This is a genomic window from Paenibacillus endophyticus (genome assembly GCF_014192395.1).
Classification (GTDB): domain Bacteria; phylum Bacillota; class Bacilli; order Paenibacillales; family Paenibacillaceae; genus Pristimantibacillus; species Pristimantibacillus endophyticus.
This window is the reverse complement of the sequence record NZ_JACHXW010000030.1, coordinates 49747-72379: the sequence shown is the minus strand read 5'-3', so window position 1 is coordinate 72379 and position 22633 is coordinate 49747. Positions and strand designations below refer to the sequence as shown.

Genomic DNA, 22633 nt, shown 5'->3' with positions numbered 1-22633 from the left:
ACATACTGAATAAAAATCCGAATACAGATTAAAGTCAACGGAGGTCAGTTATGGTATTTACCATTGCAATTATCATTGTTGCGCTTTTTGCAATATGGGGAGCAGTCGCTCCTAATCAGTTGGCGGATATGGCTAGCGTCGCTTACAACTACTCCATCCAGAATTTTGGTTGGTTTTATTTACTGGCTACACTTTTTTTTCTGGTTTTTGCTTTCTATTTAGCATTCAGCCGGTTTGGCAGCATTAGGCTGGGGGATGATGATGATGAACCGGAATATGCTACCCTATCCTGGCTGTCAATGCTATTTAGTGCAGGAATGGGCATTGGACTGGTATTCTGGGGTGTGGCTGAACCTTTGTCCCATTATTTATCTCCGCCTGAGGGAGCAGTAGGCGGTACTACAGAAGCAGCAAGGTTTTCGATGCGATATTCTTTTTTTCACTGGGGGCTTCATCCTTGGGCTATTTATACCGTTATCGGATTAACACTAGCTTACTTCCAGTTTCGGAAAGGCTACAAAGGCTTGGTCAGCTCAACGTTTATTCCTTTATTGGGCGAACGTCTTGCTACTGGCTGGGTAGGCAAAATTATTGATATTATGGCGGTTATAGCCACAATCTTTGGAGTAGCGACATCTCTTGGTCTGGGAGCTCTTCAAATCGGCGGAGGGTTGCATTATTTATTTGGGATACAAAACTCGGTTACTTGTCAGATTGTAATCATCGCTGTTGTGACCGTATTGTTCCTTATTTCAGCAACTACAGGTCTGGACAAAGGAATTAAAATTATGAGCAACACAAATCTGGTTATAGCTATTTTATTAATGCTTTTCGTTTGGGTTACAGGGCCGACTTCCTTTATATTCGAAACCTTCACGACCACTTTAGGCAGTTACCTGCAAAACATCATTAATATGAGTCTAAGACTAACTCCTTTTTCAAGGGGGACATGGGTTGGTGCATGGACTTTATTCTATTGGGCATGGTGGATAGCTTGGGCTCCCTTTGTTGGAACGTTTATCGCAAGGGTATCTAAAGGAAGGACTATCAAGGAATTTGTAATCTACGTTATGATTATTCCGAGCCTGTTTGGTTTTATTTGGTTTTCGGTCTTTGGCGGAACGGGGCTTCACCTGGAATTGTTTCATGCCGCCCATCTGGCGGAAGCTGTAAAAGAAGATACAACTACCGCTCTTTTTATCACCCTTGAGCAACTCCCGTTTGGCACCATAATAGCGTTCATTGCTACGCTCCTGATTATGACCTTTTTTATTACGTCAGCTGATTCTGCTACATTTGTGCTGGGAATGCTAACTTCGGACGGCAAGCTAAATCCGAGTATAAAAGTGAAATTAACCTGGGGAATCCTGCAATCCACAATAGCGGTGGTGTTACTGATCAGTGGCGGGTTAAACGGTCTTCAGACCGCCTCTATTGTAGCCGCCTTACCGTTTGCCGTTGTACTAATCGGCATGTGTTTCTCACTTCTCAAATCTCTGCATGCTGAAGACAAAGAACGTCGACAAAGGGAAAAGCGTCAGCGTCTGAAACTAAAACGATTACTGGAGGAACAAGAAGCATAGAAGAATGAAATACCATAAGTCTGTAGGTAGCAGTGTGATAAGCTATCTCCTAAAGATGGATAAAAGTTCAATTTGTAAAACCAGTCAGTATGCTTTTTTATTTTTCAAGATTGTAAGAAGCCAATGAACTAACTTATTTTATATGCTTCAATGCTACTTTATGTAATTCGTTTCTTTTGAGTTCAGCGAAGACACTTGAGACGATATCAGCAATACAAAGCACCAAGATACCTTTGAAAGCAGGGAAAACCTGATCTAAAGGTTGGACTTCCTAAGTCGATTCGAGATGAGCGGATAAAGGACAATGTAAAGATAGGGATGCTCCACAAGAAACTGAAAGAGGGGGCTTTATGAAGAATTAGTAGGCTAGATAGCTGCTGAAGGTGGCTTGGTAATTAACGATATAAAATTACACCATTCAAACCTACAGGTTAAGCACAGGACTCTCCACTCCTATCCAAATCCTATAGTGCTCATCATGAGTACGGACCACCATTATGGGTGGTTTTTTTTAGGAGTATATTACCTCGTTTTTTCTGTATCCTGAGTTTATATGATTCATTTCTTCTATTTCTCTCTCACTCAAGTAAATTTCTTTCGTTTTATTTGGAATGATCTTTTTAATAATTAGTTCTGTCATAATTCGATTGTCAGTTGAATTAAGAACAAGCTCAAATGCAATTGCAAGCTCACTAAGATGCTCTACAAAATTACCATACATATTTTTTGTTTTTGGAATTTATATCGGAACTAGAAAATGAAAGGCGTTTTTAAAATGAATGCTGCTAAATTACCAGCGAGTAAAGACGTAGATATGGCAGTGATGCATTCGGCGGAGGCTTGTAAAGCTAAATCTCATAAACTTGTACCTAGCGAAATCAATCGTAATATCATTGATGAAGTGCTTGAGATTTATGAGCTCAAGACTGTTTTTACGGAACAGGGAGTCTCGATGCCGAATAAGATTCTAATGTATGGTCCTCCAGGATCGGGAAAAACCATAACGGCGTATTATTTAGCGCACATGCTAGGGCTGCCTCTTATTCTCGTGCGCCTGGACACGATTATAGGGAGCTACCTGAGAGAGACGGCAGGGAATATACGTAAGATATTTGATTATGCGATCAAAACGCCTTGTGTCTTCTTTTTGGACGAGTTTGTTGCCATTGCGCGAAATCGAACGGGTAACAGAGATGTGCAAGAAATGTCTCGTGTGGTCAATACGCTGCTACAGTGTCTGGACGAGTTTCAGGCTGATAGCATTTTACTAGCAGCCACAAATTTAGACGAGGAACTGGATACCGCAGTCTGGCGGCGATTTGATACAAAGATGAAGTATGAGGTGCCAACGGCTTCCGAACGACGGATTTATACACAAAAGCTATTTGATAATTATGAGAAGAGCCAGCTGATTGATGATATAGCACATGTGTTTGCAACAAGTAGCTTCGCTGAGATGGAGCAGATCTATATGAAGGCAAAGCGTAAGTCGATTTTGAGAGCAACAGCTATTACGCTTCAGCATATCAAAGAGGCCAAAGAAGAGTACATGGGGGAACCGGCTGTAAGGATCCATTTCTTTGAGTGCTCATTGGTTTTGTGGTATCGTTAAGACATGAATGATTTCATAAGGGAGGCGATCTCGTTTGGAGAAGAAGTCCAATGAATCGTTGAAAGACCGTTTTGCGGTTGCCAATCAGAAGGTTGACGCGCAGCTGCCGGATATCTGGTCGCAGGCTGAAGAAAACTTAAAGAAACTTGAAGAAGATTATGATAACAATCAAATAAATAAGGGGATAAGAGACTAATGTGCATCAAATTATAGTCTCTTTTTATTTGTCCATATGAATCATAATCGCGGGGATGTTATTTAGTGTTGTATCCATTTGATGATGGCGATAAGGAAAAGCTCAGACCAGGTATTATTTTGAATACAAAGGATAATCGCTCCATTGTTTTAAAAAGTGACGTCGCAAGAGGAGAGCGGGAGCGATAATCGGGACCTTGCTTTAGTGTACTGGCAAGCAACTGGGCTGGAGAAGCCATGGGTAGCTCGTTTTGCGATGTATGTCCCACTTGATCATCATAAAATTGATAAATATCTCGGTACGCTGCATCCAGAGGATTTAATTAATGTGCTGGCACATTTTTATAAGTAAGAAAGAAGGCCGATCCCGTTGAGGATCGGCCTTCTTCATAAAATTAACGGAAAAGAGCTGATTTTATGCAAGTTGTTGATGCTAATCCTGAAAGTCTCGCTCAGATTTTAAAAATCGATGAGGATCTCATAAAAGTCTGGAGTGATCGTAGTATGACGCTGAAACATGATGACACCCATGATTATAAAGTCAGACGAAGAAAGCTTAATTACGGTGTTTTTATTGGAACGATCGATAGCTATAACATTTATAAAAACTAATGAGAAGGAGCTATAAACTCTTCTCCTTATAAAATAAATGCGTTTAGTCGATTAGGTAATATCACATTACGCTCCCTCAGAGAATAAGGTTAACGGGTAGGATAACGCAATGACATGATTGAATAAGTATTCACAAGTATGTATAATTATTTAATATTGGAAGGAGGGATTAATTTTGAAATATAAGATATTTGTAGATGGGCAAGAAGGTACAACTGGTTTAAAAATACATGATTACTTGTCTAAGATTTCTAACCTAGAAGTAATTAAGATTGATTTCGAAAAACGAAAAGATTACGAAGCCCGTAAGACTTTATTAAATGAAGCTGATGTCGTGTTCCTCTGTCTTCCAGACTCGGCTTCAAGGGATTCTGTATCTATGGTTAGTAATACTAAAACCAAAATAATTGATGCAAGTACGGCATTTAGGACCAACCAAGAGTGGACATACGGCTTACCAGAATTACATAAAAATCAAAGAAATAATATCTAGAACTCATCAAGGGTATCTGTCCCAGGATGTCATGCAACAGGGTTTATTTTAGCTATGCAGCCATTGGTAGCTGAAGGAGTAATACCACTAGAGTACCCTGCGTCTTGTTATGCGCTCACAGGTTATAGTGGTGGAGGTAAGCAACTTATATCTGAATATCAGAACTCAAAAAGAGAAGAGCTTTTCGCACCAAGACAATATGCCCTTAACCTTAACCACAAGCATCTCCCTGAAATGCAACTATACTCTGGCTTAAACACAGCTCCGCTATTCACTCCAATAGTCGGAAACTATTATCAGGGTGATGCTATTACTATCCCCCTCTTTCCTAGATTGTTTAGAAAGACTGTAACGGCAAGAGATGTTCAAGAGTTGCTTGCCTCGTATTATAAAGATGAGCGTTTCATTCGAGTTATTCCGTACGACTCTGAGGCACATCTTGAAGACGGCTTCTTTAATCTTATGCAATGCAACAATACGAATTATTTGGACATATTTGTGTTTGGTCATAAAGATGAAATTTTACTTGTTTCTAGATTTGATAATTTGGGAAAAGGCGCCTCGGGGGCAGCCATTCAAAACATGAATATTATGCTTGGATTTGATGAAGGTGTTGGATTAGATTAACAGGAAAATAGGTTATTCATTAAGATATCGGGAAACGATAGTTAAAAAAATAGCGATAGTCGTGGGCAGTTTTTACGTCCTCGGCTGTCGCTTTTTTCATTTTAGAGGGTCAGGCTAAAATCATTCCCTCGCAAGAATAAAGCGATTGATCAGTCAATTAGGAAGTTGATCTATAAATCTTGGGTGTGATCGGTTAACAAAATGTGGATAACCCTGAAAAATAATCATACTTTTTGCTTACGATTTGCGTACGAATGCGATAGGAAACTCAGACCCCATTCGTTCATGGTCAAGTCCAATCGTGCTGTGATCGAATCCAGTGAAGCAAACCGGTAAGCCAAAAAATCGCTTAATGAACAAAACGCCAATCACTGCTTTTCCATTTCGCGATTGGAAAGATTAGTATCGATGTACAATATGAAATTTCAGCTTAAGTGCAGGGGCGTACGGTTTCGGTCCGCGGCAAGAGTACAGTGGTGCACAGATCTCGTCAGCAAAGCTAAAGTCGATTAGTTCAGCTACTCGACTCCAGATGGGATGTTTCGGTAACACCAAATATACTTCCAAATCGGTAAATGAAATTTGATTCAATTGCTTGTAGCTCATCGTTTCCAACTCTGCCGCCCCCTCATAACATACCCTTTATATACCACGAATCAGGGAGTATTTGAAAGAAATGTGAAGAAAACATGATGTTTTATCAGTGTTTTGGAAAGCGAACACTAGAGAAATAATCGTCACTTCCCTAAGATTCGTTACAACTTGCTTTCAATTACCAGCGTATCCGCACGAAAGAATCTTATACACTTCGCTTCCATTCTTCAACCTCTGTGTCCTCATTTTCCGCTAAGCACTTATTATCGTTTGATCCGTATTAAAATTAAATTTGTCTATATACAAAAATAAAAGTTCTGCTAAACTAATTTATATAATATACAGAACAGAGTTTTATATTGTAAAACTTTATAAGGAGGGAGAGTTTAAGCTTAATATGCCAATTATTCAAGCTATTGATCGCGCTTTAAAGATTGTTGATTTATTCGATGAACAGCAAACAGAGTTAAAAATTACAGAAATAAGTGAACAAATGTCTCTTCATAAAAGTACCGTTCACTCTTTATTGAAAACACTACAATTGCACGGCTATATTCAACAGGATGAACAAAACGGAAAGTATCGCCTTGGTATGAGGTTTGCCGAGAAAGGGCAGTTATTTCTAAATCAGCTAGATTTACGGGACTTTGTACGTCCTTCCTTAAAAAAGCTATCTTCTTTAACGGGTCAAACTACGCATTTGGTCACGCTAGAAAGAAATGAAGGTCTTTATGTCGATAAGGTTGAAGGGGAGAAGGCTGCGATTCGCTATTCTCGTATTGGTAGAAGAGTCCCCCTTTACACAAGTGCTGCGGGTAAAGTGCTGGTTGCTTTTCAGGAACAGCCATTACGCCAACATCTAGTTATGTCCATCACGTTCGAGCAGAAGACGGAAAAGACAATTCTTAATGCAAAAACCTATGAACAAGCATTAGAAGCAGCTATCATTAATGGATATGCGATTGATAATGAGGAGAATGAAGTAGGGGTTAGATGCGCCGCGGTTCCTATATTCAATCATAATGGTGAGATTCAGGCTGCTATAAGTTTATCAACGATGTTGGCAACAGTTGGAGATGAAGAACTACAGGTATTCATTCAGCAGTTGAAACAGTCTGCGGATGAAATATCGGTAAAACTTGGTTATAGATCAAAATAAGTAGATCTTGCCAAGCAAAAATTTTGACTATTTAACGGAACGTAGTTTTATATTATAAAACAAAAGGGGTAATAAGATGAGAATTATTCGTTATGTAGAAGACGGAATAGTGAAAATAGGTTCGATTTCTGATGATTTATATTTATGTGAATTGGACGTACGGGACGCGATGGACGTATTTGATCAAGCACAGAAAGCAGGTCAATCCGCATTAAGCTATATTGTTGCTGATCGAGCAGGAAAGGAAATTAAACAGGTGAATTGGAATGAGTTGGAGATCATTATACCTTTGGATGCACCAGAAGTATGGGCGGCAGGGGTAACTTATGGCCGTAGTAAGGAAGCAAGAAATTACGAGGCAACGAATGGCAAGCTAGATGCATTGACCTTTTACGATAAAGTATATGATGCGGTGAGACCAGAACTATTTATGAAGTCAACTGCAGCTAGGACGGTAGGACCAGGTCAGGATGTATGCATCCGCAATGATTCAAATTGGCAGGTCCCTGAGCCAGAGCTTGGACTTGTACTGAGTTCTTCAGGTGAGATTGTTGGTTATATTGTTGGAAATGATATGAGTTCGCGTGATATTGAGGGTGAAAATCCATTGTATCTACCGCAAGCAAAAGTTTGGCGCCAATCATGTTCAATTGGTCCAGCAATTCGGATTGCTGAAACAGTAGACAATCCTTACTTACTAGAAATGACCTTGCGAATTTATCGAGATGGTCAATTGGTTGTGGAAGAATCAGCGAATACATCGCAATTGAAGCGTACGCTTGAGGAGCTAGTATCGTTTCTGGTTAGAGACAACGTGGTCTTTAATGGGACGGTATTGCTTACAGGGACATGTATCGTTCCACCAAATCAATTTACACTTGTAGAGCATGATTTGATTGAAATTGAAATTGAAAGCATTGGTAAGTTAGTGAATAGTGTAACAAAGGCATAGATATTAATTATTCGATATGGAGGAGATTATGATGACAAAAGCAACTGAACAAGTATATGGAAATTACTACAATGGGGCATGGTATATGCCGCAACAGGATGCAGCACAAAAAAGCATTAATCCTGCCCATCGCAACGAGGTGGTAGGTTGGTTACCGCAAGCAACAAGTGATGATCTAGAAGAAGCAGTCCAATCTGCTGTCAATGCGAAGCAGGCATGGAGAAAGCTAGCGGGGGTGGAGCGAGGTAATTATTTATTCAAGGTAGCGAATATTTTAGAAGCTAGACTTGATGAAGTGGCAGAGACGATGACGAGAGAAATGGGAAAAACATTCCCAGAAGCAAAGGGAGAGACATCTAGGGGCATTGCTATTCTTCGCTATTATGCTGGGGAAGGAATGAGAAAAGTAGGTGATGTCATTCCAGCCTCTGATGCTGAAGCTTTGATGTTTACAACGAGAACTCCACTTGGTGTTGTAGGTGTTATTTCACCGTGGAACTTCCCAGTTGCTATCCCGATCTGGAAAATTGCTCCCGCATTAATATATGGGAATACAATTGTATGGAAGCCAGCAACTGAAACGGGTGTTACAGCAGCTAAAATTATGGAATGTTTCCACGATGCGATGCTGCCAGCAGGGGTATTAAATATGGTTATTGGTAGCGGTGCGACGATTGGTCAAGGCATTGCCGAGCATCGTCAAATAGATGGAGTGAGCTTTACAGGTTCTAATAATGTTGGCAAGCAGGTTGGTCAAGCGGCACTCGCACGTGGTGCAAAATATCAACTTGAAATGGGTGGTAAAAATCCTATTATTATTGCTAACGATGCAGATATTGATCTAGCAGTAGAAGCTACTATTAGCGGAGGTCTGAAATCAACAGGTCAGAAATGTACAGCAACGAGTAAAGTCATTGTAGAAAAAGGAATCTATGATGAATTTAAACAAAAGCTTGTAGAAAAAGTAGAACAGCTAAAAGTAGGCGATGGCATGGACGCAACAACTTGGCTAGGTCCATGTGCCAACGAAAATCAGCACAAGACGGTTCTACATTATATAGAGCAGGGTAAAAAAGAAGGCGCTACTCTATTAGTCGGCGGAGTCGTTCCGACGGATGAGAGCCTGCAGGATGGTTTCTTTGTACAACCTACTATTTTTGAACATGTCACTTTAGATATGAAGATTGCTAAGGAAGAAATTTTTGGACCGTTTCTAGCATTGATCAGGGTAGCTAGCTTTGACGAAGCAATTCAAGCTGCAAATGACTCCGAATTTGGCTTAAGCGCTTCCATTTATACGCAAAATATTAGTAGAATGCTTTCCTTCATTCATGACATGGAGGCAGGTATGGTGCGTGTAAATGCTGAAACAGCAGGTGTTGAATTGCAGGCTCCATTTGGTGGGATGAAGCAATCTAGTTCCCATTCTCGTGAGCAGGGGCAAGCGGCAATTGAATTTTATACAGCAATCAAAACGGTATATATAAAAGGGTAATTGCAATTTGGGGTTTATAAATTGGTCATTCGCTATATCGGTTAAGGGGGGACATCACTATGGGAATAGACGATATTATGGGTTCACTTACAGAGAAGCAATATCAATTGTTCACTCATGCAGCTGGGCCATCGGGAAAGTTGCCACTAACTCCAGAAATGCTGCTGCATTCACCAAGCGGTGATTTATTCGGATTGTCACAAAATGTTGGAATGGGCTGGAAGCCAAGTAAGTTGCTTGGCAAGCAAATGCTCATACTAGGCACGCAAGGCGGCATTAAGGATGAGCTAGGTCAGCCGATCGCACTTGGCTATCATACGGGACATTGGGAAATTAGTGACTTAATGAAATCAGTTGCTAATGAAATCAATGAGAGTGGAGGAATACCGTTTGCAGGTTTTGTCAGCGATCCATGTGACGGAAGATCACAAGGGACTACGGGGATGTTTGATTCCTTGCCATATCGCAATGATGCAGCCATTGTGCTAAGAAGATTAATTCGATCTCTACCTCAGCGCGCAGCAGTCATTGGCGTGGGTACATGTGATAAAGGACTACCAGCGATGATGCTTGCTATAGCAGGCTCACCTCAGCTTCCAGGTATTATTGTGCCTGGAGGTGTTACGCTTCCACCAACATCAGGCGAAGATGCAGGGAAAATCCAGACGATTGGTGCAAGGTATGCCAATGGAGACTTGAGTCTAGAAGAAGCTGCTGACTTAGGCTGTCGTGCCTGTGCAACGCCAGGAGGGGGGTGCCAATTTCTGGGTACCGCTGGTACGGCCCAAGTTATTGCTGAAGCGATGGGACTAACTGTTCCTCACGCGGCCTTAGCACCATCTGGGCAAGAGATTTGGCATGAAATGGCGAGACAATCTGCAAGAGCGGCTATCCATATGGCGAGCAGTGGGCTCAAGACGAAGGATATACTTACGGATGATGCAATCTACAATGGAATGGTTGTCCATGCTGCATTCGGTGGTTCTACAAATCTACTATTGCATATTCCTGCAATTGCACATGCTGCAGGACTTCGTATTCCTACAGTACAAGAATGGGCCGAAGTTAATCGCAAAGTTCCTAGACTTGTCAGTGTACTACCAAATGGCCCACATCCGCATACAACGGTACGTGCTTTTCTGGCAGGCGGCGTTCCAGAAGTGATGCTTCATCTTAGGAAATTAGGTGTATTGCGTGAGCATGCATTGACGGTAACAGGTCAAACAATTGGCGAGGTACTGGATTGGTGGGAGAAAAGCGAACGTAGAGTGGTTATGAAGCAAACGTTGATCAAATTAGATGGCGTACAGCCTGAAGAAGTCATCTTTGCTCCAGAGCAGGCAAAACTAGCAGGCTTAACGTCAACGGTAACCTTCCCGCTTGGTAATATTGCACCTGAAGGGTCTGTCATTAAGTCAACAGCGATTGATCCATCTAAAGTAAGTGCTGCAGGTATTTTTCATCATGTCGGCAGAGCAAAGGTATTTACGACAGAACGTGCAGCGATCGCTGCAATTAAAAATAAAGGCATCGAAGCCGGGGATGTACTCGTATTAATCGGTCGTGGACCCTCCGGCACAGGCATGGAAGAAACGTATCAGCTAACATCGGCATTAAAACATTTACCGTTCGGTAAAGATGTTGCACTAATTACGGATGCCCGTTTTTCTGGTGTATCGACAGGCGCCTGCATTGGTCATATCGGACCAGAGGCGTTAGCAGGAGGACCAGTTGGGAAGTTAAGAACGGGTGATTGGATCGACATACATATTCAATTGCATACGCTAGAGGGCTCTATTCATATGTTAGGTGATGGTGAGGCTCCTACAAACTTTGATGAGGGAACTGCAATATTAGCACAGAGGGAAATGCATTCAGAGTTAAGAGCAGACCCTGATCTGCCAGATGATACAAAATTATGGGCCGCTCTTCAAGCAGCAAGCGGAGGCACATGGCGCGGCTGCATCTATGATGTGGAGCGAATTAAAGCTTTTCTCGATATTGGTATGCGCTCAGAAGAAGGTCAGCAATTATTACAATCCTACTTAGAAAGTGACGGTGGTTCATGATGAAAATTACAAATCCAATCCTGCCAGGGTTTCATCCCGACCCCTCTATTATTCGTGTAGACGATGATTATTATATTGCAACGTCAACCTTTGAGTGGTTCCCTGGTGTTATCATTTACCATTCTAGGGACTTAGTTAATTATCGTCCATTAACGACTGTGCTACGCTCTGCTTCGCAGCTGAATATGGTTGGAGATCTTGATTCTGGTGGGGTTTGGGCACCTTGTCTAAGCCATAGCAACGGGATTTATTATTTGATTTATACGGATGTAGTAAGTAGAATGGGTGCATTTAAAGATACACATAATTATATGGTTACGGCAACCGATATCATGGGACCATGGTCCGAGCCTATTTATCTCAATAGCAGTGGTTTTGATCCATCGTTGTTTCATGATGATGATGGTAAGAAGTGGCTAGTCAATATGCTGTGGGATCATCGTAAAGGAACCAATTCCTTTGCTGGTATCGTATTGCAGCAATATTGCACCGAGCAGCAGCAATTGATTGGAGAGCGTAAGCTAATATTCAAGGGTACGGAATTGAGATTAACAGAAGCCCCACATTTGTACAAGCGCAATGGCTACTACTATCTTATTACGGCAGAGGGTGGCACTCAATATGAGCATGCGGTGACGTTAGCACGCGCTGAGCATATTGACGGACCTTATATTATCTCACCGAATCATCCTATCTTAACCTCTAAGCATAAGCCAGAGATTGCGCTGCAAAAGGCAGGCCACGGCTCACTAGTAGAAACGCAGCACGGAGAATGGTATATGGTTCATTTGGTAGGTAGACCAACCGTAGATAAATATTGTACTTTAGGTAGAGAAACTGCGATTCAACGTATGAGCTGGACGGAGGATAATTGGCTGGAAGTTGAAGGTGGCGGTAATGAACCAAAAGCAGAGGTTGCTGCGCCGAACTTACCATTACACTCGTTTCCTGTGATGCCTGAGTTAGATCATTTTGATGAGCAGGAACTAGGGCTTCAATGGTGTTCACTACGCATTCCAACAGAATCAACATGGGTGTCATTAAGCGAGAGACGGGGGTACTTGCGAATAAAAGGCCAGGAATCGATGAGTTCTGTGCACCGGCAAAGTATTATTGCAAGAAGGCAGCAAGCTTTTAATTGCGAGATTGAAACAATGATTCAATTTGAACCTGAGCATTTTCAGCAAATGGCAGGCTTGATTTTATATTACAATACATCAGACTATGTGTATTTGCGAATGACGTATCATGAGCAATTAGGTAAATGTCTAGGCATTGTTCAATCGGTCGAAGGAGTCTACGATGAATGCTTAACAAGTGATATCCCATTGCAAGCAAATACTGAATATCGTTTAAAAGCAGTCATTCGTCGTGGTATGGTACAATTTTATTATGCAGCATTAGACAAGGAGTGGCAGCCAGTAGGGGAAGCGATTTCTATTGTTCACTTGTCTGATGAGTTTGGAAGTTATATTCGTTTTACAGGTACTTTTTTAGGAATGTGTGCCCAGGACTTAAGCGGTATGAGAAAACATGCAGATTTTGATTACTTTATATACAAAGAATTGAGCTGACGTTTGCTTGCTACCAGTGTTGTGAACAAAAGTCGAAAGCAAAATTATTATCGATCAAAGAAAGGATCTACTTAAAACACCAGGTACCTATAGTCTGGACACTTGAAATAAGGCGTTCAGACTATAGGTGTTTTTTTGTGCACTAGGGTGAGAGATGGAAGGATTACATGATCAAAAAACGGTTTACAGTCGCCGAACGTGAACAGATATCAAAGAATTAATTCGTCATGAGAGCTAGTGACAAAACCATATGAAGGTTTCGGAAGCATGACAGGATATCACTGTTCGTTACTTCATGTATCCCTCATCAGGTTTTGTGAAAGGAGTGGGCAGGATTATGGCATGAAAGAGGAGGAAGAATGATGAACAACAAAATTAGATTTTTAATTCGTTTCTTAACGGGGACAACCATTATTCGAACGATCATGTTTTCCTATATGGTCTTAAACATCCTGCTCTTATTGCTTCTTGGGTTGTTATCTGTTCGCGATTCAACTACAAGTCTAACCAAAGAAGTCACTCAATCCAGTTACAAGGTAATGGAACAAGCAGCGCGCGGGCTCAGCTTTAGTTTGGAAGAAGCGACTCGCCCGCTCGTTCTTCTAGCAGGCCATTACTCAGTTGGCAGCTTGATGAATCCAGGAAGGGAAATGGATATCGGCGGGCGCATTCAGCATGAGAGGAATATCGCGGAAGTAGCATTTGGCGTATCTTCGTTGCAATCCATAGTAAGTGATGTTTTGATATTGGGCAAAAATGGATATGTGAATAATCTTGATGGCAGAATATCACTTCGGTGGGATTATCCTTTTACCGAACAGACTTGGTTTAGGCAGGCGATTTCGGGTACTTCAAACAAAGGTTTCATAACACTTGGACTCCATAAGCAGGACTACTACTTAGAGAAAGATATTTCAAAATATAACAAGCCGACCTTATCGATCACCCTGCCGGTTAAAGATTACACTTTTAAAACGATTGGCGCTGTTATCGCAAATTTGGATTTAGCCAAAATCAACGAAATGTTTGAATTCAGCTCCTATCAAAACAATGAAAGTATATTTATGATCGACAATCAGCAGACCATCATCGCCCATAAAGAGGGCACTGCAATTGGCACAAGACTTCACTTCAAAGGCATCGAGCATATTTATGAAGGTAATTCGGGGAGCTTCATTACCGCGCTCGACGGAAGGGAGACGCTTGTCATTTTCCACCCTACGTCTGTTCAAGGTTGGAGAATGATCTCGACTATTCCAATGTCTGTCATCAAAGGACAAGCAGACTCACTGAAATCAAATTTGATCGGATTCATTTATCTCTGTTTATTTCTCAATATTTTAATATCCATCTTGATTACCGCCCGAATATCCCGCCCATTTGGACGGCTTCTCTCAACATTGGATAAAATTGGCGAAGACAGTATTTATATTATTAAGAATAAATATAAGTATCGCGAACTGAATTTGATAAGCGACAAGTTCAGAGAACTGGTCATCCGGATTGAATCGCTGGTCAAACAAAGTTATCAATCGGATATTTCATTGAAAGAAGTAGAACTCAAAACGCTTCAATCCCAGATCAATCCACACTTTCTATTCAATACGTTGCAACTGCTACAAACCGAAATTGTATGTGGTAGCACAGAGGACTCCAACCACCTGGTGTTGTCATTGAGCAGCCTATTAAGATATTCTATGAAGCAATCAGAAGAGATGGTGGAACTCGAACAGGAAATTCAGAACGTCAAGGATTACCTTTATATTGTGAACAAAAAATATGACGATCGAATTGACATTGAGTTTCTTATTCAAGACGAGGCCATTCTAAAAAACAGAACAATTAAGTTGATCCTGCAACCGCTTGCAGAAAACGTAATTTTTCACGGATTTGGCGAGAATCCACAGTCAGCAAAAATCAAGATTAGGGTTATGAGAGTCAAAAAAGGAATGATGATCGTTATCCAAGACAACGGTAAAGGGATATCGAGGAGCAGAAGCCGTCAATTGGCCAGACAACTGAACCAACAAGACTTTAAGGCCGAGAGCATAGGTCTGTCTAACGTCAATCAGCGTATTCGATTGAAATTTGGACCTGATTACGGTCTAAAGATTAGAAGCAGGCAAGGGGTATTTACATCGGTATATATCGTGTTACCCATTACATGACATCTACAGGAGGTAGCGGGCATGAAGTTGCTTATTGCAGACGATCAATTATCTTTGCATAGATATTTAGATAAAGTAATGGATTGGGCGGATCTGGGAATTAGTGAGGTACAACATGCATATAACGGGGACGAAGCAGCCAACAAGATTGAAACCTTCCGCCCCGATCTGGCAATCATGGATATTCATATGCCGTTGCTTGACGGAATCGAATCGTTGAGACGGATTCAACATTTGGACAAAATTCCTCGTACAATCATTCTAAGTGCGTATGATCAATTCGAATATGCTAGGGATGCGCTTCGGCTTCAGGTTTCCCACTACCTGTTAAAGCCGGTCGATGCGGAATTGCTTAGGGATGCAATACGCGAGCTGATTCAACAATCTATATTAGATGCTGAGCAATCAATACGCAGCGAACTCGATCGAACGATATACTCTGGACATATCGAAGCAGATTCGTTAAAAAACTTCCAAGACGGTCTAGAGTTTCTCTCTATCAATCATTTTGCTATTATGACATTCGTAGGCAGTATGCCATCGAAGAATGATTATTCCTACTTGCTGAAAGAGCAAGCGGTCATCAAAATCCACTGTGTGATGTGTTGTAATAACCGAAAGGAGCAAGTGGTACTAATCGGTGGGGGGAAAGATCTAACGAACATTCTTTTGCTTGAGTTTTGTGAATCTGTGATGAAAAAAGCGGCGGGGTCAACACCGCCCCACACATTGTCTGTTGGAATTAGTTCAATTGCCCAAGAAGCCCCTTTCCTTCCACAGCTAATTGCTGAGAGCACACGTGCGGTAAGAGGACATGCTTCGGAAACCATATCCAAGCTTCTGGATGCTGTATGCCGGATTAAACCGTATATAGAAAGGGGATATCAAGAAGATTTATCTTTGCAATCAGTGGCAGATCGCTTCGATATAGACAAGTACCAATTAAGCCGTACGTTCAAACAAGAATTCGGAGTGAATTATTGGGCTTATGTGACACAGGTGCGGATGAATAAAGCCGCAGAACTGCTCGTTTCAACGAATTGGAGGAACAATCACATCGCGGAGCATACAGGCTTTTTGGATGAGAGCCACTTTAGCCGCGCTTTCAAGAAGCATTTTGGTGTTACGCCTAAAGAGTACCGCGCATCTTTTATTCGCCCCTCTAACTGAATATGCTACAAGTGCAACATTTGGCAACCAATATTGCAACAATATGAATTCAAATTAAAGCGCTTTCATATTAAACTTTACTTGTAAGTGCTTACAACGAGTGCTTATTACAAAAAAATGATTATATGGGGGTAAGTCAAACATGAAGAAAACGTCTCTTTTGCTATTAATCACTGTCCTTTGTTTGTCAGTTGTGCTCGCTGCATGCGGCAATACCAGCAATACAGGTAATACCAACAATGAAGGTTCAACCAACAATGCTACAAAGGGTGAAAATCAACCTAAACCGGTTAAGTTAAGTATTCTTGCATGGAACAATGAAAAAGAAATGAAACCTCTTATTGACGGCTTTAAAGAAAAATATCCGCATATCACATTCGATTTTCAATTTGCTCCACCAGTAGCGGATTATGTTGCTAAACTTCAGACGATGTTGTTGTCTGATACGGCGCCTGATATCTTCATGATTGCCGCAGAAAATCGTAATGAGATTATCGATGGCGATTTTGCACTTGATTTGACAGACGAACCATTCATGAAAATAATGTTGGACAGCAACAAATCGATGGTTAGTAAAGATGGAAGAACGTATGCCTTTTCACAATCCGGATGGGCAGGTGGCTTGTTTTATAATAAGGAATTGTTCCAAAAGGCTGGCATCACACAATTACCAGAAACATGGGATGAGTTCATTGAGGCCTGTTTGAAGCTAAAAGAAATTGGCGTCATTCCTCTCTATGACAGAATGCATGATATTACAATTATGCAATCTGCGATGTTCGGCAGTAATGTACTATCGAAAGACCCAACGTTTGACGAGAAGCTGTTTAAAGGCGAGGCAACATTCGCTGAAGGCTGGACTGAAGTGCTCACGATGTGGAAGGAAGGACTTATCGACAATAAAATTCTGACGCCAGATATGATCGGAATGACAAGTGATCAAGTGGCTACCGAATTCGCCCTTGGCAACGTGGCTATGTTCCCTGGTGGTCCTTGGAATATTGGTCCAGTTGAGGAAATGAATCCGGATATTGATTTCGAAATTATGGGTATTCCAGGTAAAGAACCTGGTAACAAATATTACAACGGTGCTCCAGGTACAGGTTTTGCTATCAACGTTAAAACGAAAAACAAGGAAGAAGCGATGCTGTTCCTTGAGTATATGGCATCCCATGAAGGACTGAAGCAATTCGAGGAAGGTACAGGCGGCATCATTACGGTTCAAGGCTATGAAAGCGAAGTAGACCCGAGATATCTACCTGCATATAGAGATGGGCTGATGGCAAGTAAGATTTACTTGCCAATGGTAACATGGAACAGGCATCAAGAAGCGCTTCGCAACCAATTCCTTGTATCATATCAAGATATTGTAGTTGGCAAAATAACACCTGAGCAAGCTACTGCTTCACTGGATAATAAACTGAAAGAAATGGATAATAAATAATCGAAATTAGTCAAAGGAGTGGGAAGGGAAACCCACTCCCTCTCTTCAACTATATATACCTCTATTCCTTATTAAATATGTGCTTCCGTTTCCATTTTATCTACTACCGACATAAGCAAACAACGTTTTAAGGGAGGCAAATTATGGCCAAGTTTGTTCGTCAACTACAGTTTCTTTTGTTTTTGCTTCCGATTCTAGCTATATACTCATTGTTTACGATCTATCCGTTAGTAAAATCGTTTTTCTTAAGTTTTACTAATTTTGACGGATATACGAAGACATATGATTTTGTTGGCTTGAAAAACTATGCGCGGATATTTGTTGATGATGCGATTACATCCGCCATTTCCTATACGTTATTTTTCACTTTTGGAAAAGCCTTACTTGTTACGTTATTAGCTATCCCGCTTGCTATGATATTGGATCAAAAATTTTTAACCAGAAACTTTCATCGCGCAATTTTTTTCTTCCCATCGATTCCAAGCGGCTTACTACTCGCCTATATTTGGGGATTTATCCTTGCACCGATTAGTTCGGGTGTACTGAATAACGTCCTTAGAGAGCTGTTTAACTTCGGCCCTCAGCCCTGGCTGTCCGACCCTTTACTAGCGAAACTATCTACGATCGTCGTAGCAACATGGGCGATAACAGGATGGCACGCAGTGTTGTATTTAGCATTTCTGCAATCCATTCCGAAAGATTATTACGAAGCAGCGTCAATAGATGGGGCGAACCGTTTACAGAAAATTCGGTTTATAACTTTTCCGCTTCTCGCACCTGCGATGACGGTCAGTGTCATGTTACTGCTAACCGGCGGGCTCAAAGTTTTTGAGATTCCATTCGCATTGACAAAGGGCGGGCCTGGCTATGAAACTTACTCGATAACCCAGGTAATTGTACAAAGGGGAATATCTGAAACACAGTACGGACTAGCATCGGCAATGTCGATCGTCTTTTTCCTAATTGTGTTAGCGATTGCGATCTTCCAAGTTACAGTAATGCAACGAAGGGAGCAGGGCTTACAATGACAAAAACATCTGAAAAACGGTTATGGATACTAGATATATTGATGCTCCCTGCCGGAGTAATTGCGTTTTTCCCATTTTATATGATCATTGTCAACACGTTCAAAACGATGCAAGATGCTGCAAAGAGCCCTATGGCTCTCCCTTCGAAATGGATATTCAAAAACTATGTTCAGGTTCTCGAGGAAACTTCGATCATACGCAGCTTTTGGAACACTCTGACAATCACGACCTTTTCTGTCGTATTAATTGTTTTGATTGGTGCAATGGCGGCGTATCCGGTTGTGTTCAATGCGAATCGATTAACACGGTTTGCTATGCTCTATTTGCTTGCCGGTTTTATGATTCCTTTCCAAGCGACACTCATTCCTTTATTCGTATTGATGAGTGATTTGCACCTGATCGATAAAATATATGGTTTGATAATTCTGTATATGAGCGGATCTGTTTTCGTCTTCTTCCTAATGACAGGATATATGAAGTCGATTCCGCGGGAGCTGCCCGAAGCGGCCGTCATTGATGGCTGCAGCATATGGGGCATCTTCTGGAGAATCATCTTCCCGCTACTTAAGCCCATTACGATTACGAGTATCATCTTTCAGACAATGTGGATATGGAACGACTTTTTGGCACCTATGCTGTTCTTGAATTCAAACTCCAAATCGACACTTGTTCTGCAAATTTATAGAGCCAAAGGCGAATTTACCGTTAATTGGCCAATGTTCATGACACTTACGGTCATCACATTGGTGCCGATATTCATTTTCTTTATTATTATGCAAAAGCATATCGTCAAGGGGATCGCCGCGGGCGCTGTCAAAGGCTAGAACATACGAAAGCCTATTCATATCTAATATCATACTGAGGGGGGGGATTAAGTTGGTTTTCATTTTGTAGGCGATAGTTATGTCGTCAAACTGTAATGAGTGGAAAAAAGGAATAAGAGAGGATGTTGTAGACAATGCGTAAATTAAGATTAGTGGTAGCTCTTTTGATTTGCTTTATTATGGTATCAGGTGTAATGTTACCCAACTTTTCTCAGAACAAGGCGGAGGCAGCTCCGGGACCAAGCGACACGTGGAGGCAGGTCGACCTTGCTGATTTCCAGATTGGCAAAAGCTATCTCATCGTATCCGAGATCGGCGCGCTTGCTAACGCTCAAGCGACAATTGACACACCCGGCGACGTCACCGGCGACACTCAGATTGGTATGTTGTCCAAGCCCGTGACGATTGATGAAGAAGGCTTAATCACATCCGAAGTGACGGACGACATGATCTGGCAGTTTGGCCTTGGCACAAACACTGCGGCGGCATCCGGCGGTCTTGGCGAAGGCCCGGGCTACCATGTATTAAACAACGCCCCTGGCGCAGGTGGAGGCACGGAACCCCTGAGAAGAGAATCCAGCTTCAACGCGCAGCATGCGCCCCTCAACACGACTGGCGCAGCCATCAATGGCAACCAGCAGAGCATGTTGATGCATGTTCTGGATGAAAATGAAGGCACAGTGTCCCTTTACATTTGGGGCGGGAACAGCCAGTGGAACATGGCCCTAACGAGTACGGAATCCGGCTACACCGCGAAAAGCAAGGCGGCTAGCACGACGAGCGCGGCTCAACTGCTTGCTCAGATGCAGGAGTCACCGGCATTGCGGTTGTATGAACCGAACGTGACCGTCGGCGTTCAGCACTACGTCATGGCGTCATCCGGCACGAACGGCAGTATAAGCCCGTCCTCCCTAGCAGGCCATGTTTGGGTGAACGATGGCGAAGACGTGACCTTCACGTTTAACCCCGCGTTCGGGTTTGAAGTAGACAAGGTTACGGTTAACGGCGAAGAAGTCGCTGTTACAGACAACACATACACAATAGAGAACGTCACCGCAAGCAGCACAAGCATCCACGTGACATTCAAGCCTGCTTCAAACGCGGGGGATTTACCGTTCACAGTGTATAACGACATATTCTCTGTCGGTAACGTCACTACAGCGGTCATCATCGACCTTGGCGAAGGCAACGCGGCAAACCTTGCCGACCTGAGCGCCGACATGTTCACGGCGGCCGCCAAGAACACAAGGCTTGATGGCTCGACCGTGATTTTCGACGGCTTGCGCAATATCACCAGAGTATATGTAAACAATGATCCCGAGCCGCTTGGCTACATATCGCCCGCACCGGGATCCGACGACCTCGTAACAGATATGCCAGCGAGCGGACGCTACATCATCGTTGAATTAGAGTTCTGGAATGTCAATGGCTATACATCCGGCGCAATGGTTTCGGGCAACTTGCAAAACGCATACTCGGCGATCCTCAATTACCGCGTCAACGTGGATCGTGAGATCAAGCTGACAAACGGCACTGCCGTAACCCCGAGCTTCACTCAGGTAGCGGTAGTAAACCCGGCGCTTGACAAGTTTGTCCCGGACAAAACGAACCCGGGCGGCACAGGTAGCATGGACATCCTGATTTCGATCGACGAGTCATGGGAAGACGAAGGTCCTCTCCCGCTGTTTATCTACAACCATGGCGGCGGCCGCGGCGGCCCTTCAGGGGACTTCTTCGCGCCTATGCAAACCGCGAATGGCGCAGCCGTGCTTTCCAAGCGCCAACTGGAGAACCCAGGCAAGTACAACGCGCACATCATAGCTACGCAGAACCACGCGGACAATCAGACCAACAACTTGGCCCTAATTGCATATGTGGGGAAACTGGCCGCTGAGGGCAAGGTGGATCCGAGCCGTGTCTACATGTCCGGCTTCTCGATGGGCAGCATGTACACACTCGGTTTTTTCAACCGCAATCCTGAGTTCCTCGCAGCAATCGTTCCGCTTGCAGGGGGCAATTTGCCAAACGTGGCACAGCTTACCGCGAATCCCGAGTACACAAAAACTGCCATATGGCTGAATGCACATAAGAATGACACCACTGGTGCAGGTACCTCATGGAGACAGTATTTCGAAACAGGCGCTGGCACCAGCGGCTTATATTTAGAAGCCAACGTGTCGATTCTGGAAACCAACCAGGCCTTTAATTTCCCGTACTACGGCTTTGACTGGACGCCGCACGAAACCGAAGCCCAAGTGTTCAGCAACCTTATCGGCCAATCAAACATAAGCTTCAAGTCTGGTAACCATGCAGAGTACGCAGATAAGAACATTTTTGATTGGATGTTCGATCAGCAAAGAAAAAATACTACTAGCTCAGCAACTTTGTCAGGACCAGATTTAGTGAAGTTTGGTGATACTTTCGATGTGACCTACGGTCTTGAAAGCTTGAAACAAGAAGTGTATGCTCAAGACATTACGATCGAATACGATGCTGATAAGCTAGATCTTGTAGGCGAGCCTGTATCTGTGGATACTCTGAAGTTTGAAATTCTAGATACGGATAAGCTAGAAGGAATCATTCGGATAATCGGTATTCATTTGAATGAAAGCGCTAACAATCCAAATCAGGACCTCTTTAAACTTAGCTTCAAAGCCAAGACTACAGCGGGAATAGCAGATATCGAAGTGACGCAGCTAGTTCTTGCCGATGGCAATGGAGTAGAGGCGGAAATAGATGGAGATACGCATAAGGTTAAGATAGAGAAACCTATAACTACGGGTGATTTCAACGACGATAGCAGAGTAAGCGTAGGTGACCTGGCTCTACTTGCTAAAGCCTATGGTAAATCTTCTGATAGTCCAGATTGGGATCTAGTAAAGCAGTACGACTTGAATAAAGATGGCACAGTCGACATTGAAGACCTTGTCAAATTGGCTCGTCTTATTCTGAATAAATAATTTTTAAAACAGCCCAAGGGTATCGCCTAAGCTTTATTCGGTCAATACCCTTGGACCTGTTTCTCAACTATCCG

General features: G+C 42.5%; 17 protein-coding genes and 1 pseudogene. All 18 read left to right on the top strand.

Annotated features, from left to right (window positions below; all coding sequences use genetic code 11):
• Positions 1 to 50: 50 nt before the first annotated feature.
• The 18 genes and pseudogenes from FHS16_RS29505 to FHS16_RS29430 all read left to right on the top strand — a co-directional run bounded on the left by FHS16_RS29505 (position 51) and on the right by FHS16_RS29430 (position 22559).
• A complete protein-coding gene (locus tag FHS16_RS29505) occupies positions 51 to 1583 on the top strand; it encodes a glycine betaine uptake BCCT transporter (protein WP_183570997.1) in 1533 nt (510 codons plus the stop codon).
• A 775-nt stretch (positions 1584 to 2358) separates the two neighbouring features.
• Positions 2359 to 3195, top strand: coding sequence for an AAA family ATPase (locus FHS16_RS29500; protein ID WP_183570995.1), 837 nt, complete (start codon positions 2359 to 2361; stop codon positions 3193 to 3195).
• Between the two features lie 34 nt (positions 3196 to 3229).
• Entirely contained in the window at positions 3230 to 3391 is a 162-nt protein-coding gene (locus FHS16_RS29495) for a hypothetical protein (protein WP_183570993.1), read from the top strand.
• Positions 3392 to 3595: 204 nt separating this feature from the next.
• Positions 3596 to 3742: a hypothetical protein gene (locus tag FHS16_RS31500; RefSeq protein WP_221226508.1), complete on the top strand. Its 147-nt coding sequence runs from the start codon at positions 3596 to 3598 to the stop codon at positions 3740 to 3742.
• Positions 3743 to 3807: 65 nt separating this feature from the next.
• Entirely contained in the window at positions 3808 to 4002 is a 195-nt protein-coding gene (locus FHS16_RS29490; protein ID WP_183570991.1) for a hypothetical protein, read from the top strand.
• A 175-nt stretch (positions 4003 to 4177) separates the two neighbouring features.
• Entirely contained in the window at positions 4178 to 4495 is a 318-nt protein-coding gene (locus FHS16_RS32130; protein ID WP_246432035.1) for an N-acetyl-gamma-glutamyl-phosphate reductase, read from the top strand.
• 12 nt (positions 4496 to 4507) lie between these two features.
• A pseudogene (gene argC / locus FHS16_RS32125) lies at positions 4508 to 5122 on the top strand (N-acetyl-gamma-glutamyl-phosphate reductase); the annotation flags it as partial.
• 991 nt (positions 5123 to 6113) lie between these two features.
• Positions 6114 to 6875, top strand: a complete 762-nt coding sequence (locus tag FHS16_RS29480; protein WP_183570989.1) for an IclR family transcriptional regulator — start codon at positions 6114 to 6116, stop codon at positions 6873 to 6875.
• A 76-nt stretch (positions 6876 to 6951) separates the two neighbouring features.
• On the top strand, positions 6952 to 7827 hold the full coding sequence (locus FHS16_RS29475) for a fumarylacetoacetate hydrolase family protein (protein ID WP_183570987.1): 876 nt from the start codon (positions 6952 to 6954) through the stop codon (positions 7825 to 7827).
• Positions 7828 to 7855: 28 nt separating this feature from the next.
• Positions 7856 to 9322 carry an alpha-ketoglutaric semialdehyde dehydrogenase GucD gene (gene gucD / locus FHS16_RS29470; protein WP_183570985.1) on the top strand — a complete coding sequence of 489 codons (1467 nt, stop codon included), beginning with the start codon at positions 7856 to 7858 and terminating at the stop codon, positions 9320 to 9322.
• 59 nt (positions 9323 to 9381) lie between these two features.
• Positions 9382 to 11391 carry a YjhG/YagF family D-xylonate dehydratase gene (locus FHS16_RS29465; protein ID WP_183570984.1) on the top strand — a complete coding sequence of 670 codons (2010 nt, stop codon included), beginning with the start codon at positions 9382 to 9384 and terminating at the stop codon, positions 11389 to 11391.
• Positions 11388 to 12965, top strand: a complete 1578-nt coding sequence (locus tag FHS16_RS29460) for a glycoside hydrolase family 43 protein (protein WP_183570982.1) — start codon at positions 11388 to 11390, stop codon at positions 12963 to 12965. Before FHS16_RS29465 ends, FHS16_RS29460 begins: the two co-directional genes overlap by 4 nt.
• 362 nt (positions 12966 to 13327) lie before the next feature.
• The gene (locus tag FHS16_RS29455) at positions 13328 to 15133 is read left to right on the top strand and encodes a sensor histidine kinase (protein ID WP_246432033.1); all 1806 of its coding nucleotides are present in this window, start codon (positions 13328 to 13330) and stop codon (positions 15131 to 15133) included.
• Between the two features lie 21 nt (positions 15134 to 15154).
• The gene (locus tag FHS16_RS29450; protein WP_183570978.1) at positions 15155 to 16303 is read left to right on the top strand and encodes a response regulator transcription factor; all 1149 of its coding nucleotides are present in this window, start codon (positions 15155 to 15157) and stop codon (positions 16301 to 16303) included.
• A gap of 142 nt (positions 16304 to 16445) precedes the next feature.
• Positions 16446 to 17747 (top strand): ABC transporter substrate-binding protein, encoded by a 1302-nt coding sequence (locus FHS16_RS29445; RefSeq protein WP_183570976.1) that lies wholly within the window; start codon positions 16446 to 16448, stop codon positions 17745 to 17747.
• Positions 17748 to 17890: 143 nt separating this feature from the next.
• Positions 17891 to 18775, top strand: coding sequence for a carbohydrate ABC transporter permease (locus FHS16_RS29440; RefSeq protein ID WP_183570974.1), 885 nt, complete (start codon positions 17891 to 17893; stop codon positions 18773 to 18775).
• Positions 18772 to 19599 (top strand): carbohydrate ABC transporter permease, encoded by an 828-nt coding sequence (locus FHS16_RS29435; protein ID WP_183570972.1) that lies wholly within the window; start codon positions 18772 to 18774, stop codon positions 19597 to 19599. Before FHS16_RS29440 ends, FHS16_RS29435 begins: the two co-directional genes overlap by 4 nt.
• 134 nt (positions 19600 to 19733) lie before the next feature.
• Positions 19734 to 22559: a cohesin domain-containing protein gene (locus FHS16_RS29430; protein ID WP_183570970.1), complete on the top strand. Its 2826-nt coding sequence runs from the start codon at positions 19734 to 19736 to the stop codon at positions 22557 to 22559.
• The last annotated feature ends 74 nt before the right edge of the window (positions 22560 to 22633 follow it).

What these genes read in the sequence shown, in the direction of transcription:
- gucD (WP_183570985.1), top strand. Translation starts at nt 7,856, where the DNA reads ATGATGACAAAAGCAACTGAACAAGTATATGGAAATTACTACAATGGG.
- FHS16_RS29440 (WP_183570974.1), top strand. Translation starts at nt 17,891, where the DNA reads ATGGCCAAGTTTGTTCGTCAACTACAGTTTCTTTTGTTTTTGCTTCCG.
- FHS16_RS29435 (WP_183570972.1), top strand. Translation starts at nt 18,772, where the DNA reads ATGACAAAAACATCTGAAAAACGGTTATGGATACTAGATATATTGATG.
- FHS16_RS29475 (WP_183570987.1), top strand. Translation starts at nt 6,952, where the DNA reads ATGAGAATTATTCGTTATGTAGAAGACGGAATAGTGAAAATAGGTTCG.
- FHS16_RS29505 (WP_183570997.1), top strand. Translation starts at nt 51, where the DNA reads ATGGTATTTACCATTGCAATTATCATTGTTGCGCTTTTTGCAATATGG.
- FHS16_RS29450 (WP_183570978.1), top strand. Translation starts at nt 15,155, where the DNA reads ATGAAGTTGCTTATTGCAGACGATCAATTATCTTTGCATAGATATTTA.
- FHS16_RS29500 (WP_183570995.1), top strand. Translation starts at nt 2,359, where the DNA reads ATGAATGCTGCTAAATTACCAGCGAGTAAAGACGTAGATATGGCAGTG.
- FHS16_RS29460 (WP_183570982.1), top strand. Translation starts at nt 11,388, where the DNA reads ATGATGAAAATTACAAATCCAATCCTGCCAGGGTTTCATCCCGACCCC.
- FHS16_RS29465 (WP_183570984.1), top strand. Translation starts at nt 9,382, where the DNA reads ATGGGAATAGACGATATTATGGGTTCACTTACAGAGAAGCAATATCAA.
- FHS16_RS29480 (WP_183570989.1), top strand. Translation starts at nt 6,114, where the DNA reads ATGCCAATTATTCAAGCTATTGATCGCGCTTTAAAGATTGTTGATTTA.
- FHS16_RS29490 (WP_183570991.1), top strand. Translation starts at nt 3,808, where the DNA reads ATGCAAGTTGTTGATGCTAATCCTGAAAGTCTCGCTCAGATTTTAAAA.
- FHS16_RS29445 (WP_183570976.1), top strand. Translation starts at nt 16,446, where the DNA reads ATGAAGAAAACGTCTCTTTTGCTATTAATCACTGTCCTTTGTTTGTCA.
- FHS16_RS29455 (WP_246432033.1), top strand. Translation starts at nt 13,328, where the DNA reads ATGAACAACAAAATTAGATTTTTAATTCGTTTCTTAACGGGGACAACC.
- FHS16_RS29430 (WP_183570970.1), top strand. Translation starts at nt 19,734, where the DNA reads ATGCGTAAATTAAGATTAGTGGTAGCTCTTTTGATTTGCTTTATTATG.